The organism is Pseudoxanthomonas winnipegensis (genome assembly GCF_030322905.1).
GTDB lineage: Bacteria > Pseudomonadota > Gammaproteobacteria > Xanthomonadales > Xanthomonadaceae > Pseudoxanthomonas_A > Pseudoxanthomonas_A winnipegensis.
The window spans coordinates 559,804-571,947 of sequence record NZ_CP095475.1 but is presented as its reverse complement, the minus strand read 5'-3'; the positions used below and the strand labels follow the sequence as shown (position 1 = coordinate 571,947).

General features: G+C 70.2%; 15 protein-coding genes. 7 read left to right on the top strand and 8 right to left on the bottom strand.

The genetic code is table 11. The features are described 5' to 3' along the window. Positions 1-20: 20 nt before the first annotated feature. On the top strand, positions 21-677 hold the full coding sequence (locus tag MWN52_RS02390; RefSeq protein ID WP_235871541.1) for an arylesterase: 657 nt from the start codon (positions 21-23) through the stop codon (positions 675-677). Positions 678-824: 147 nt separating this feature from the next. Then, positions 825-1,088, top strand: coding sequence for a hypothetical protein (locus tag MWN52_RS02385; RefSeq protein WP_286577667.1), 264 nt, complete (start codon positions 825-827; stop codon positions 1,086-1,088). A 53-nt stretch (positions 1,089-1,141) separates the two neighbouring features. Here MWN52_RS02385 and MWN52_RS02380 read toward each other — a convergent pair whose 3' ends face one another. Further along, complete coding sequence (locus MWN52_RS02380; protein ID WP_286576427.1) at positions 1,142-1,429, bottom strand: DUF3247 family protein; 288 nt, start codon at positions 1,427-1,429, stop codon at positions 1,142-1,144. A gap of 184 nt (positions 1,430-1,613) precedes the next feature. Between MWN52_RS02380 and MWN52_RS02375 the strand changes: the two genes are divergently transcribed. Beyond that, the gene (locus MWN52_RS02375) at positions 1,614-1,826 is read left to right on the top strand and encodes a hypothetical protein (protein WP_130515063.1); all 213 of its coding nucleotides are present in this window, start codon (positions 1,614-1,616) and stop codon (positions 1,824-1,826) included. Between the two features lie 251 nt (positions 1,827-2,077). On the opposite strand, the gene MWN52_RS02370 is transcribed toward MWN52_RS02375, so the two are convergent. From MWN52_RS02370 to MWN52_RS02355, 4 genes are all read right to left on the bottom strand, one after another. Further along, entirely contained in the window at positions 2,078-2,755 is a 678-nt protein-coding gene (locus MWN52_RS02370) for a DsbA family oxidoreductase (protein ID WP_286576426.1), read from the bottom strand. A gap of 84 nt (positions 2,756-2,839) precedes the next feature. Further along, the gene (gene ligD, locus MWN52_RS02365; RefSeq protein WP_286576425.1) at positions 2,840-5,296 is read right to left on the bottom strand and encodes a DNA ligase D; all 2,457 of its coding nucleotides are present in this window, start codon (positions 5,294-5,296) and stop codon (positions 2,840-2,842) included. A 10-nt stretch (positions 5,297-5,306) separates the two neighbouring features. After that, the gene (gene ku / locus MWN52_RS02360) at positions 5,307-6,266 is read right to left on the bottom strand and encodes a non-homologous end joining protein Ku (protein WP_286576423.1); all 960 of its coding nucleotides are present in this window, start codon (positions 6,264-6,266) and stop codon (positions 5,307-5,309) included. 88 nt (positions 6,267-6,354) lie between these two features. Continuing rightward, a complete protein-coding gene (locus MWN52_RS02355) occupies positions 6,355-6,762 on the bottom strand; it encodes a DUF3224 domain-containing protein (RefSeq protein ID WP_130523815.1) in 408 nt (135 codons plus the stop codon). A gap of 418 nt (positions 6,763-7,180) precedes the next feature. Between MWN52_RS02355 and MWN52_RS02350 the strand changes: the two genes are divergently transcribed. After that, entirely contained in the window at positions 7,181-7,747 is a 567-nt protein-coding gene (locus MWN52_RS02350) for a DUF3016 domain-containing protein (protein WP_130536054.1), read from the top strand. Between the two features lie 87 nt (positions 7,748-7,834). Beyond that, a complete protein-coding gene (gene msrB, locus MWN52_RS02345; RefSeq protein ID WP_286576421.1) occupies positions 7,835-8,308 on the top strand; it encodes a peptide-methionine (R)-S-oxide reductase MsrB in 474 nt (157 codons plus the stop codon). Positions 8,309-8,318: 10 nt separating this feature from the next. Here the strand turns inward: msrB and MWN52_RS02340 are convergent, their stop codons facing one another. Further along, the gene (locus tag MWN52_RS02340; RefSeq protein WP_130515051.1) at positions 8,319-8,723 is read right to left on the bottom strand and encodes an EF-hand domain-containing protein; all 405 of its coding nucleotides are present in this window, start codon (positions 8,721-8,723) and stop codon (positions 8,319-8,321) included. Between the two features lie 101 nt (positions 8,724-8,824). Here MWN52_RS02340 and MWN52_RS02335 point away from each other — a divergent pair, with 101 nt between their 5' ends. Then, the gene (locus tag MWN52_RS02335; protein ID WP_130516160.1) at positions 8,825-9,109 is read left to right on the top strand and encodes a DUF4031 domain-containing protein; all 285 of its coding nucleotides are present in this window, start codon (positions 8,825-8,827) and stop codon (positions 9,107-9,109) included. Between the two features lie 137 nt (positions 9,110-9,246). Here the strand turns inward: MWN52_RS02335 and MWN52_RS02330 are convergent, their stop codons facing one another. Then, positions 9,247-9,777: a DUF6630 family protein gene (locus tag MWN52_RS02330; protein WP_130530433.1), complete on the bottom strand. Its 531-nt coding sequence runs from the start codon at positions 9,775-9,777 to the stop codon at positions 9,247-9,249. A 106-nt stretch (positions 9,778-9,883) separates the two neighbouring features. On the opposite strand from MWN52_RS02330, the gene MWN52_RS02325 reads away from it, so the two are divergent. Next, on the top strand, positions 9,884-10,129 hold the full coding sequence (locus tag MWN52_RS02325; RefSeq protein WP_130515047.1) for a DUF3297 family protein: 246 nt from the start codon (positions 9,884-9,886) through the stop codon (positions 10,127-10,129). Between the two features lie 347 nt (positions 10,130-10,476). Here MWN52_RS02325 and MWN52_RS02320 read toward each other — a convergent pair whose 3' ends face one another. Beyond that, on the bottom strand, positions 10,477-12,120 hold the full coding sequence (locus MWN52_RS02320) for a Na+/H+ antiporter (protein WP_130515045.1): 1,644 nt from the start codon (positions 12,118-12,120) through the stop codon (positions 10,477-10,479). Between the last annotated feature and the right edge of the window lie 24 nt (positions 12,121-12,144).

Here is a 12,144-nt window from a genome sequence, read left to right as displayed (position 1 = left end):
AGTCTTCGGGAACGGGAAAGATGACGATGCCTTCAGCTTATGCGGCCATCGCGCGCGCCATGCAATGGGCGCTGGCGCTGTGCGTGCTGACATTCATGCCACCTGCGTTGGCCCAAACGCCTGCCGGCGGCAAGACGGTGCTGGTGATGGGCGACTCGCTCTCGGCCGGCTACGGCCTGGGCCCGCGCGAGGGCTGGGTGCCGCTGACCGCGGTCAAGCTCAGCCGCGAGGCGCCCGGCTGGACGCTGGTCAACGCCAGCGTCAGCGGCGAGACCAGCGCCGGCGGCGCGGCGCGCATCGGCGCCCAGCTGCAGCGGGTCAAGCCGGCAGTGGTGGTGATCGAACTGGGCGCCAACGACGGCCTGCGCGGCCTGCCGCTGGCGCAGACCAAGGCCAATCTGGACAAGATGATCCGGGCCTCGCAGGGCGCCGGGGCCAAGGTGCTGGTGCTGGGCATGCGCATGCCGCCCAACCTGGGCCGCGACTACACGCAGGGGTTCGCCGACACGTTCAGTGCGCTGGCTAAACAATACAAGACGGCCTTCGTGCCGTTCTTCCTCGAGCCCATCGCCAGCGATCGGGCCAACTTCCAGCCCGACAACCTGCACCCCACCGCGGCCGCGCAGCCGGCGATCCGCGACCACGTCTGGCCGGCGCTGGCGCCGCTGCTGAAGTAAGGTTCGCCCGTGCCGGACCCCGGCACGGGGCTGCGTCGCTGCAGCGCCCCTGGGACCGTCTTCGCATTTCTCCAATGCCCGCTTCATGCCTGGGAAACATCGCCCCACCCATGATCGGACCGACTTCCCCAGCGGAGCGTTCCCATGTTGCGTGCCCTGTTTGTCGGTGGCGTCGTGGACAACAGCGAAATGGATCTGGACGGCCCACAGCCACCGGTCCACTACCCCGAGAACGGCCATACCGGCCATCCCCGCTATCGCCTGCATCTGGTCGGCAAGCACGCCCCGGACGACGCGGTGGTCTACGCGGTCTATGGCGCGCCTGACCTGCCCAGCGAGGAAGTCCAGCGGGTCGCCGAGGAGCGCGGCTACGCGCGGCGCTTCGAGGCCGCACCGCAGCCGGTCGCGTAAGCCCGCGTTCCGGGCGGGCCCTACCCGCCCGGATTCTTCGGGACCGGCGCGCTTCAGAAGGTGCCCAGCGGCACGACCTTGCGCACCTGGTCCAGCCACAGGTATTGCGCATGCGCGGGATGGTCGATGTCGTCCAGGCGCAGCAGCGCGTTGTTGCCCTCGTTGCCGTCATAGTCGCGGAACAGCTGCACGGTGGGCCGCACGGTCACGGTGCCGCGCAGCTCGCGCCCGTCATCCAGGGTCAGCACGACCCTGGCTTCGGAGGGGAGTTCGGTGATCAGGGTTTCCAGACGTGCGATTTCGATCGGATCGGTGTGCACGCGATCGGCGAGCTGGCTCATGCGCGGGGTCTTGTCGAGGGAAAGACCGCGATGCTGGCGAACGGCCCCGTAACGGCGCGTCGAGGCCTGCGGTCGGCACGCATCGGACTTTTCCTACACGGCGACGGGGCGCCGCCCGAGTGTGGACAACTCCGTCACGGATCACGCTGGCCTCCGGCATCCCCCGGTGCCATGAGGTGACCCCATGCAGCGTCTCCTGCTCACCGTCGCCGCGCGCGAACAGGGCTGGCAGCTCTACGAAGGCGACCAAGGCCGCCAGTTCTTCGAGGATCGCGAGGAGGCGCTGCACACCGCCGCGCTGATCGCCGCCACCCTGCACCAGCGCCACGGCATCCGCAGTGGCGTGGTGATGGACATGGCCGGCTGCGAGGCGGTGCTGGTGTCGCGGCACGGGTAGGGACGGCGGGTTCGTCGTCCCCGCGACGTCGAGGTGCGATATTGCCGGGGTCCGGTGCGAAAGCCGCTGGATTCCCGCATGCGCGGGAATGACGGTAGGGGCTGTGCGGCGGCCTTTGACGTTGCTCGGAGTAGCGACCCACGAAGCCGGTCGCCGTCTTGGTCGAGACGCCTCATCGCACGAAGGCGGTTGCTCGATGCGAGCGCCGCGGCGCCTCCCTCGCCCAGCGCTTGATGCAGAAGGCGTCGGCGCTACCCCACGATCCCCGACAATTGCCGCAGGGCCTGCTCGAAGGTGTCCACCGGCTGGCCGCCCTGCAGCAGGTGCTGCTGGTTGAACACCAGCGAGGGCACCGCGCTGATGCCGGCCTGGCGCCAGTGCGCCTCGTCCTGGCGCACGGCCTGGGCATAGCGGTCGCTGCCCAGCACCGCGCGGGCCTCGTCGGCCGGCAGTCCGGCCTGCGCGACGATCTCGGCAAGCACCGCGTGATCGGACACGTCCAGGCCTTCGGTGAAGTACGCCGTCAGCAGCGCCTGCTTGAGCCGCAGCTGCGCCTGAGCGTCGTCCCGTTCGCCGGCCCAGTGCAGCAGCCGGTGCGCATCGAAGGTGTTGAAGCTGCGCGTGCGCTTGTCCAGGTCGAAGACGAAGCCCAGCTCGGCCCCGCGCGCACGGATCGCCTCGCTGTTGGCCCTGTACTGCTCGGCGCTCATGCCGTACTTGCGCATCAGCCGCTGCTGCAGGTCCTCGCCGCCGGGCGCCAGGTCCGGGTCCAGTTCGAACGGCTGGAAATGCAGGTCCAGTTGCAGCCCCTCGATACGCTGGGCGGCGGTCAGCAGCGAGGCCAGGCCGATGGCGCACCACGGGCAGACCACGTCGGAAACGAAATCCACGCGCACCGGGCGGCCGATGCTGTCGGGAACCGCGCTCATGCCCTTCTCCTGTGCAAAGTCAGATGCGCATTGCAGCGCGCCGCGGCGCGCGCCTCAACGGCGCCGGTGGGACGGACCGTCGCCTCAGCCCTTGGGCAGGGATTGCCTGATCTTGCCGATGTCCGCCCAGGGATCGGCCTTGAGGCGCGCGGCGCGCTGCAGCGCCTTGTCCAGGGTGAACTGGCCCGGCGAGGTGATCCGGCCCAGGTCCTCCCAGCGCAGTGGCACGGCCACCGTGGCGTGCTCGCGGGCGCGCAGCGACCAGCTGCACACGCTGGTGTTGCCGCGCCCGTTGCGCAGCCAGTCGATGAAGATCCGCCCCTCGCGCTTGGCCTTGCTCATCGTGGCGATGTACAGCGTCGGCCGGTGCTGGGCCATCGCGTTGGCGAAGGCCTCGCAGAAGGCCTTGGCCGTGTCCCAGTCCGGCCCCGGCGTGATCGGCACCACCACGTGCAGCCCCTTGCCGCCGGACAGGCGTACGAAGCTCTCCAGACCTGCCTGGCGCAGGTTCTCGCGCACCTCGCGCGCGGCGTCCTTGGTCGCCGCCCAGGACACGCCCGGCCCGGGATCGAGGTCGAACACCAGCCGGTCCGGCCGCTCCGGCGCGGCCACGGTCGAGCCCCACGGATGCAGCTCCAGCGTGTTCATCTGCACCAGCGCCAGCACGCCCTCCACGTCCTCGACGTAGAGGTAGTCCTCCTTGCCGCTCTTCTGCCGCAGCGGGATCGCGTGCACGCCCGGGCCGAGCGCGGCGGCGTGATGCTTCTGGAAGAAGCACTGCCCGCCGGCGCCATCCGGGCAGCGCAGCAGGGACAGCGGCCGGCCCGCCAGTTCGGGCAGCAGCAGCGGTGCGATGCGCCGGTAGTAGTCGGCGACCTGGCCCTTGGTGATGCCGTCGGCCGGGTACACGACACGCTCGGGATGGGTGATCGTCACCGCCTGCTCCGGCGCGGCGGCGTCCTGCTTGATGTCCACCATCGACTTGTCCTCGCGCAGTCGCAGGAAGGCGGCCTGGCGCAGCAGCCCCTCCTTGCCCCAGCCGCGGTAGGCCACCTCGGCCACCAGCTGCGGCCTGACCCAGTGCACGGAGCGCGCGTTGAACGGCACGTGCGCCGGCAGCGCCACGGCGGCCTTGTCGGTGTGCAGGGGCTTGAGGGTCTTCAGCAGCGCGGTCAGCGTCACGTCGTCGAAGCCGGTGCCAACGCGGCCCACGTACTGCAGCGCCCCGTCCTGCGGACGCGCCAGCAGCAGCGAGCCGAAGCCGGCGCGCGCACCCTTGGGCGGGGTGTAGCCGACGATGGCGAACTCGTCGGACTGCTCGTGCTTGGTCTTGATCCAGGTGCCGCTGCGCTGACCCACATACGGCGCATCGGCACGCTTGCTGACGATGCCTTCCAGCCCGGCCTTGCCGCTGGCGGCGAAGACCTCCTGGCCATGGCCGACCACATGCTCGCTGTAAGCGATCAGACCGGGCTTGGGGCCGATCAGCGTCTTGAGCAGCGCCTTGCGCTCGGCCAGCGGCGCGCGGCTGATGTCGACGCCGGCCACGCCGGGCAGGTCGAACACCAGATAGCGCAGCGGCGCCTTGGAGGTACCCTCGATGCTGCGCTGCAGGGCGGCGAAATCGCTGCGGCCCTGTTCGTCGATCACCACCAGCTCGCCATCCAGGCGCGCGTCGTTCACCGGCAGCGCGCGCACGGCCTCGACCACCTCGGGAAAGGTGGCGTTCCAGTCTAGGCCGTTGCGCGAGCGCAGCCGCACCTGGCCATCCACCAGGTCGGCCAGCAGCCGGTAGCCGTCCCACTTGATCTCGTGCAGCCAGTCCTCGCCGGCCGGCGGCTGCGCGCGCAGCGTGCACAGCTGCGCGGCGAAGCCGGTCGGATACGGCGCATCGCGCGCGCCTTCCAGGGCCAGCGCGCGCCGGCGCACATCGGCGCCGCGTTTGCTCGCGGCACGCGGCGCGGCCTTGCCGGGTCGCGCCGCCTTGGCACGCGCCTTCGACCGGGCTGGAGCATCCGGCTTGGACGCGGCCGCATCCACCAGGTCGTCGGCCTCCGCATCGGCCGCGAACGCGTCGTCGCGCTTGATCAGCAGCCATTGCTTCTGCCGGCCTTTCATCTGCGTGCGCACCAGCTTCCAGGCGCCGCCGAGCTTGTCGCCGCTGAGCACGAAGTCCAGCTTGCCCGCCGCGATCGCCGCCAGCGGGTCGCCCTCGCAGGCCCAGTGCCCGTGGTCGAACACGTCCACGTGACCGGCGCCGTAGTGGCCCTTGGGGATATCGCCCTCGAAGGTCGCGTAGTCCAGCGGATGGTCTTCCACCTCCACCGCCAGGCGCTTCTCGCCCGGGCGCAGCGAGGGGCCCTTGGGCACGGCCCAGCTCTTGAGCACGCCGTCGGCCTCCAGACGGAAGTCGTAATGGCGCGAGGAGGCGTGATGCAGCTGCACCACGAAGATCGGCCGATGGCGCGCGACCTTGCCGTCGCCGCGCGGCTCGGGCGTCTGGTCGAAGCGGCGCTTGCGCGCGTACTCGTGCAGCGACATGTCAGATCACCTAGCCCGCCTTGCGCAACGGTGCCTTCTTCGCCGGCTTCTTGGCCGACTTGGCGGGAGCCTTCTTGGCGGTCTTCTTGGCCGCCTTCTTCACCGCCTTGGTGGTCTTGGCCGGCCGCTTGGCGACCTGGTCGGTGGCGGTCTTCTTGGCCGGCGTGCGCTTGTTCTCGCCCAGCGACTTCTGCAGCAGGGCCATGAAGTCGACCACGTTGGTGGCATCGCCCTCGCGCTCGTGCTGCGCCGGCTCATCGACCTTCGCGGTGGCGCCCTTGGCCTGGATGCGCTCGGCGATGATGGCCTGCAGGCGCTCGCGGAACTCGTCGTGGTACTCGTCCGGTTTCCACTCCCCGCTCATGGACTGGATCAGCTTGCGCGCCATCTCCATTTCCTTGGGCGAGACGCGGTAGTCCCCGGCATTGCCGCTGGGCAGCTTGTAATCGTCCGGGGCGACCAGCTCCTGCGGATAGCGCAGCAGCATCAGCACCAGCGCGTCGCCCTGCGGCAGCACCGCGCACAGGTACTGGCGGGTACGGATCACCACCCGCGCGATGCCGGCCTGGCCGGTGTCGCGCAGGGTCTCGCGCAGCAGCACATAGCCCTTCTCGGCCTTCTTGCCGGGCACCAGGATGTAGGGCTTCTCGTAATAGCGCACGTCGATGTCGGCCGCGTCGACGAAGGTCTCCACCTCGACCGATTCATGGCCTTCCGGCGCGGCGGACTTGATGTCCTCCTGCTCGACCACGACGTAGTTGCCCTTGTCGTACTCGAACGCCTTGACGATGTCCTTCCACGGCACTTCCTCGCCGGTCTCGGCGTTGACGCGCTCGAAGCGGATCGGCGACTTGTCGCGCGAATCGAGCATGCGGAAGTGCAGATCGACCTTGCGCTCGCCGGACATCAGCGACACCGGCACATTGAGCAGGCCGAAGGTCAGGGTGCCGCTCCAGATCGGTCGGGCCATGACGGGTCCTTCGCACGCGGCAGGCGCCGCAAGGCCCCCGAGTGTGCGAACTGCGCCCGTGGATGGATCGTGACGGGCCGGCGGCGGCTCAGTCCGCGTCGGGCAGCGCGTAACTCAGGTCGTAGAAGTGCTGGCCGTGCTCGATGCGGATGGCCAGCGTGCCGGTGATGCCGGCCAGCGCGCCGGTGCCCGATCCGGGCGAGACCTGCACCTCCAGCTGCTGGCGCTCGCCCTGCATCACGCCGCGATGCACCAGCACGAAGCTGCCGGTCCTGCCGTCCAGCGTGCCGGTGACCCGCTCGATGGCCACGTACGAGGCCGAGGTCGGCACCGCGGCGCGCGCGGCCAGCATCTCGCCAACGCCGGTGCCGACCAGGTCGCCGCTGAAGCGCTTGTCCAGCGACAGGCGCGAGAGGCTGTTGCCATCGTCCGCCTCCGGGCCGATCCCGCCCTGGGGCTGCAGCTTGACCTCGAAGGTCCCGGTGGCGTGATGCATGGCAGGCTCCCGTGCGCAGGCGAATGACATCGATGCAAGGCGCCGAGTCTAGCCCAAGCCGAGACCCTCTCTTCTGCCCGGAGGAGCCGCCATGGCGGCGATAGGGCTCTACCGGTGGAAGCCCGAAATTTCGGGAACGCCACATCGCCGCCATTGGCAAAAAAGGCCACGAGCGTCTCACCCGTAGAGCGGAGCTTGCTCCGCTGCTCTTCGTTCGGTTCGCGGGAAAGGCCCCAGCGGAGCAAGCTCCGCTCTACAAGGAGGCTGCGACTCGATCTGGGAGACAGTTGCTCCCACCGGGCGCGGAAGGCGCGGTATAACGCCGGCCAAACGCGACGCGCGAGCGCCCTGGCAGCCGGCGCAACTTCAGGGGCACGGGCGTAGCATCGGCGCATCCCCCCAAGGCGGGAGTTCCGTCATGAAGCGCTCTGCCCTCTTCGCCAGCGTGCTGCTGGCCGCCCTCAGCCTGCCGGCGCTGGCCGCGCAGTCCAACGTCACCGACCCGAACCTGCCCCGCGCCCTGCCCGCGCAGGGACCGGTATCGGTGTCCTGGACCGATCCGGCGCAGTTCACCGACATCCGCAACAGCCCCAACCGCTGGGAAGCCCAGCGCGGCACCTGGGTCACCGACCTGGCCGGCTATCTGCGCCAGGCCGCCGCCAAGCAGCTGCCGCCCGGGCAGACGCTGGATGTGCGCATCACCGACATCCATCGCGCCGGCGAGTACGAGCCCTGGCACGGGCCGTCGGCCGATCACATCCGCTTCCTCAAGGACATCTATCCGCCGCGCCTGAGCTTCGACTACACCCTGCACGACGCCAGCGGCAAGGTCGTCGACCAGGGCCAGGCCAAGCTGGTGGACCTGTCGTATCTGATGGGCGCCCGGCCGATGGACAGCGATCCGCTGCGTTACGAGAAGCGCATGATCGACCAGTGGACGCGACGCGAGCTGGGCCCGGACACGCGCGCGGCCGGCGCGCCGTGAAGGCCGCGGCGCGTGGGCGGGTACAGTTGAACCCTGCACGCACCGCCGCCATCTTCCAGTCTTCTCCTTGAGACCGCAGGCCCCGCCATGTCCGACTTCGACCTGACGCCCCCCGACACCCTCCAGCGCGCCGAACTGATCGCCGGGCTGAGCGAGGAGGAGCGCCACGTCCTGCTCCAGCACGGCACCGAAGCGCCGTTCTGCGGCGCCTTCCTGGACAACAAGCTCGAGGGCGTCTACACCTGCCGGCTGTGCGGGCTGCCGCTGTTCGCCTCCAGCGCCAAGTTCGACTCCGGCACCGGCTGGCCCAGCTTCTTCAAGCCCTTCGATCCGGCCCACGTCAAGACCATCCGCGACACCAGCTACGGGATGATCCGCACCGAGATCACCTGCGCGCGCTGCGGCAGCCACCTGGGCCATGTCTTCCCCGACGGGCCGCCGCCGACCTACGAGCGCCACTGCCTCAATTCGGTCTCGCTGGCCTTCACCGAGGCCGGTCAGCCGCTGCCCGACCCGCTGCGTCGCGGCGGCGCCGAGGCGCAGCTGGCGCAGGCCGCCTGAGCGCGGCGCGTCAGCGCCAGCTGAAGTCCCACCGCGTCAGGCGCCCGTCGCCGTCGCGGTCGTACTGGGCCATGGCCTGTTCGGCGTAATCGACGAACTCGGCCTCGCTGATCAGCTTGTCGTAGTTCTTGTCCATCGCCTCGATCCGCGCGCGGGCCGTGCCCTCGCGACCGATGCCGCCGGTGTTGGGGTCGATCGAGGCCCGCATCTCGTCCAGGGTGATGAAGCCGTCGTGGTCCAGGTCCAGGGCGGCGAAGGAGGCGCGGGCGCCGGCGTCGTACTCGGCCAGGTTCACCACCCCGTCGTGGTCGGCATCGAGCTGATCGAAACGCGCCTGCGAGACCTGCGCCAGCACGGGCGCGGCCAGGCCCAGCAGGACCAGGCCGAGCAGCGGTTCGGGACGGAGACGGGGCATCGCGGGCGCGCCAGGCGGGACGAGGGCGCCATCCTGCCATGCCGCGCGCCGCCGCAGCCAAGCCGGCGCCGGCGATTCCCACGCCCGGCTATGCTGTGCCCATGAGCGTGTACGTGGACGATGCGGTCTGGCCCTGGCGCGGCCGCCGCTGGGCGCACCTGATGGCCGACTCCCTGGACGAACTGCACGCCTTCGCCGCGCGGCTGGGCATGCCGCGCCGCAGCTTCCAGGACAAGACCAGCGGCGCGCACTACGACATCGACGCGGACACCCGCGCGCTGGCCCTGGCGCTGGGCGCGGTGGCGATCTCGCGCCACCGCGACCGCGCCCAGGTGCGCGCGGTGATCGCGCGGGCCAAGGCGCAGGGGCGCGGGCTGGCGCCGTAGCGCTGTCGGGCGCGCGCCGGTCTTCGCCGGCGTGGGCGTACCCGGGCGGCGGGGCCGCTCAGCGGCCCGGATGAAGGTCGCCCGCCTCCCGCCCAAGCGGTCGAAGCGGAAATCCGGCTTGATCCCGCACCGCGCGCTCAGCCGGCCTCGCTGGCCAGGCGCAGGTCGAAGCCCAGCAGCTGGCTCAGCGCGCGCATGGCCTCGTCGTCGCGGCGCAGCGCCATCCAGCCGCCGTAGCCGTCGGCATCGGCGTTCCAGCACCACAGCGTGTAGCCGTGCGGGCGCAGGCTGTCGTAGGCGATGGACAGCAGCTGCGGCACGTCCAGCCCCTCCATGAAGTCCTCGTCGTCGCGGTCGCCGCCCCACTCGATCTGCAGGCCGTAGCGCGCGGCCAGCTCGTCGAGCGCCTCCATCGTGGCATCGATGTCGTCCGGGCCGACGAAGAAGCCCGAGGTCCAGTCCACGATGTCGCGCAGCAGCCAGGGCAAGGGCTGGTCGTCGCCGGCGGCCAGGCGTTCGCGCAGCAGGTCGAACTGGCGCAGGGCGGTGTCCTCGTCGCCCGGGTTGATCAGCACCAGCAGATTCCAGGCCAGCGCCTCGGGCGTGTCGGCCTCGTCCAGGTCCAGACGATCGGCGTCGTCTTCGTAGTCGGCGGTGTTGTCGGGCATGGCGGAACTCGGCGTGCGGGAAAGGGGCCGGCCCTCGCACGGGATGCGCGCGGCCGGGGCGGCCATTATCCTGTGCGCCCTCGTTGCCCGCAGTGACCGTCCCACCATGTCCGAGACCCCTCCCGACCGCCTGGCCGTCGATCCGTCCAGCCGCTTCCACGATCAGGCCGCGCTGGACCGCGGCGTCGGCGTGCGCTTCAATGGCGTCGAGCGCGACAACGTGGAGGAGTACAGCGTGTCCGAGGGCTGGATCCGCGTGCAGGTGGGCAAGTCGCTGGATCGCCGCGGCCAGCCGATGACGCTGAAGATCAAGGGCAAGGTCGAGCCGTACTTCAAGACCGAGGCGGCTTGATCGCCGCGTTCCCATGGGCCCTTGTGGGCCTTTAGGCCCATGAGAGCAAGGGTTTCCCGCGAAAGCCCCTCGCCGCCATGGCGGCTCCCACCTGTAGAGCGGAGCTTGTGGCAATCCCCTCTTGGCGACTCCGCTACTCGTCGTTCGGTTCGTAGGGGAAGGCCCCAGCGGAGCAAGCCGCCATGGCGGCTCCCACTTGTAGAGCGGAGCTTGTGGCAATCCCCTCTTGGGGACTCCGCTGCTCTTCGTTCGGTTCGTGGGGGAAGGCCCCAGCGGAGCAAGCTCCGCTCTACAGGGAGGGGCTGCAAGATTTGAGGGGGACGGTTGCTCCCACCTGGCCATAGCGCTCAGCGCTGGCGGGTTTCGAGCAGGTCCAGGTTGCGGACGAGCTTGCGCGAGACTTCTTCGGAGATCTTGCGTTCGCGCGCCAGGCGGAACAGTTCGGCGCGCTCGGCGCGCAGGCCGGCCTGGCGCATCTGGCGTTCGACCTGTTCGATCCGGCGCGCCTGGGCCGGGGCGATGTCGGCCTCGCCGCCCAGGCGGTCGACGTGACGCTGGTAGAGCTGGCTGACGCGCTCGGCGCAGGCGCCGTAGAGCTCCTGGTCCTCGACCGCCTCGGCCGAGGCCACCAGCCGCTGGCGCTCGCTCTCCACCGCCACCAGCGCCGCGCGGGCGGCGGCCTTGCGCGCCAGGTCCTCTTCCTGCTGGTCTTCCTGCTCCTCGGGCAGCTGCAGGTTCTTCAGCAGGGGCGGCAGCGCCACCGAGGCGATCAGCAGCGAGACCAGAATCACCGCGGCGGCCAGGAAGATCGCCAGGTCACGCGCCGGGAACGGCGAACCGTCGCCCATCGCCAGCGGCAGGGTCAGCACGCCGGCCAGGGTGATGGCGCCGCGCACGCCGGCCAGCGAGGTCGCCACGATGATCCGCCAGTTGGGGCTGGTCCGCTCCACGCCGCGCGCGCGGTCGCGCAGGAGGTTCAGGCCCAGCGACACCCACACCCAGATCAGGCGCAGCAGGATGAGGCCCAGGCTGATGGCGGCCACGTAGATGGCCAGCCACCACGGCTGCAGGTGGCCGGTCTCGTCGATGCTGCGGATGGCGTTGCGCACGATGCCCGGCAGCTGCTCGCCCAGCAGGGTGAAGACGATGCCGTTGAGGGTGAACTGCACCATGTCCCACACCGCCGTGCGCTGGATGCGCACGCTGGCCGCGGCGCGGCCGGACAGCTCGACATAGCTCATGGTGATGCCGGCCGAAACCGCCGCCAGGATGCCCGAGGCGCTGACCGCCTCGGCCACCACGTAGGCGGCGAACGGGGTCAGCAGGCTGACCAGGATCGATGAGCCGGCCTCCTCGCCGAAGTGGCGCATGATCCAGCGCTGCAGCACGTTGATCGCCCAGGTCACGCCGATGCCGCAGCCCAGGCCGGCCAGCGCCACCCACAGGAAGGTCAGCGAGGCGTCGGCCAGCGAGAACGCGCCGGTCAGCGCGGCGGCCACCGCGAACTGGAAGCACACCAGGCCCGAGGCGTCGTTGAGCAGCGATTCGCCTTCCAGGATGTGCATCAGGCGCTTGGGAATGGGCACGCGCGAGGAAATCGCCGACAGCGCCACCGGGTCGGTGGGCGAGAGGATGGCCGCCAGGGCGAAGGCCACCGCCACCGGCATCGCCGGGATCATCCAGTGGATCAGGAAGCCCGCCCCGACCACGGTGAACACCACCAGCCCCAGGGCCAGCTCCAGGATCACCGTGCGGTCGCGGAACAGCCCCTGCTTGGGGATGCGCCAGCCGTCCAGGAACAGCAGCGGCGGCAGGAACAGCAGGAAGAACAGCTCCGGGTCCAGCTCCACGCCGTGGTTGAACATCGAAATGACCGCGCCCAGCCCGATCTGCACCAGCGGCAGCGGCAGCGAGAACGGCAGGACGCGGACCAGGAAACCACTGGCGGCCACGGCCAGCAGCATGGCCAGGACGATTTCGATCGAGTGCATGACGGTGAACTTACCAGACCGACA

Coding starts and splice junctions, on each gene's coding strand:
- MWN52_RS02390 (WP_235871541.1), top strand. CDS start 21: ATGACGATGCCTTCAGCTTATGCGGCCATCGCGCGCGCCATGCAATGG.
- MWN52_RS02380 (WP_286576427.1), bottom strand. CDS start 1,429: ATGAGCCAGCTCGCCGATCGCGTGCACACCGATCCGATCGAAATCGCA.
- MWN52_RS02375 (WP_130515063.1), top strand. CDS start 1,614: ATGCAGCGTCTCCTGCTCACCGTCGCCGCGCGCGAACAGGGCTGGCAG.
- MWN52_RS02370 (WP_286576426.1), bottom strand. CDS start 2,755: ATGAGCGCGGTTCCCGACAGCATCGGCCGCCCGGTGCGCGTGGATTTC.
- ligD (WP_286576425.1), bottom strand. CDS start 5,296: ATGTCGCTGCACGAGTACGCGCGCAAGCGCCGCTTCGACCAGACGCCC.
- ku (WP_286576423.1), bottom strand. CDS start 6,266: ATGGCCCGACCGATCTGGAGCGGCACCCTGACCTTCGGCCTGCTCAAT.
- MWN52_RS02355 (WP_130523815.1), bottom strand. CDS start 6,762: ATGCATCACGCCACCGGGACCTTCGAGGTCAAGCTGCAGCCCCAGGGC.
- MWN52_RS02350 (WP_130536054.1), top strand. CDS start 7,181: ATGAAGCGCTCTGCCCTCTTCGCCAGCGTGCTGCTGGCCGCCCTCAGC.
- msrB (WP_286576421.1), top strand. CDS start 7,835: ATGTCCGACTTCGACCTGACGCCCCCCGACACCCTCCAGCGCGCCGAA.
- MWN52_RS02340 (WP_130515051.1), bottom strand. CDS start 8,723: ATGCCCCGTCTCCGTCCCGAACCGCTGCTCGGCCTGGTCCTGCTGGGC.
- MWN52_RS02335 (WP_130516160.1), top strand. CDS start 8,825: ATGAGCGTGTACGTGGACGATGCGGTCTGGCCCTGGCGCGGCCGCCGC.
- MWN52_RS02330 (WP_130530433.1), bottom strand. CDS start 9,777: ATGCCCGACAACACCGCCGACTACGAAGACGACGCCGATCGTCTGGAC.
- MWN52_RS02325 (WP_130515047.1), top strand. CDS start 9,884: ATGTCCGAGACCCCTCCCGACCGCCTGGCCGTCGATCCGTCCAGCCGC.
- MWN52_RS02320 (WP_130515045.1), bottom strand. CDS start 12,120: ATGCACTCGATCGAAATCGTCCTGGCCATGCTGCTGGCCGTGGCCGCC.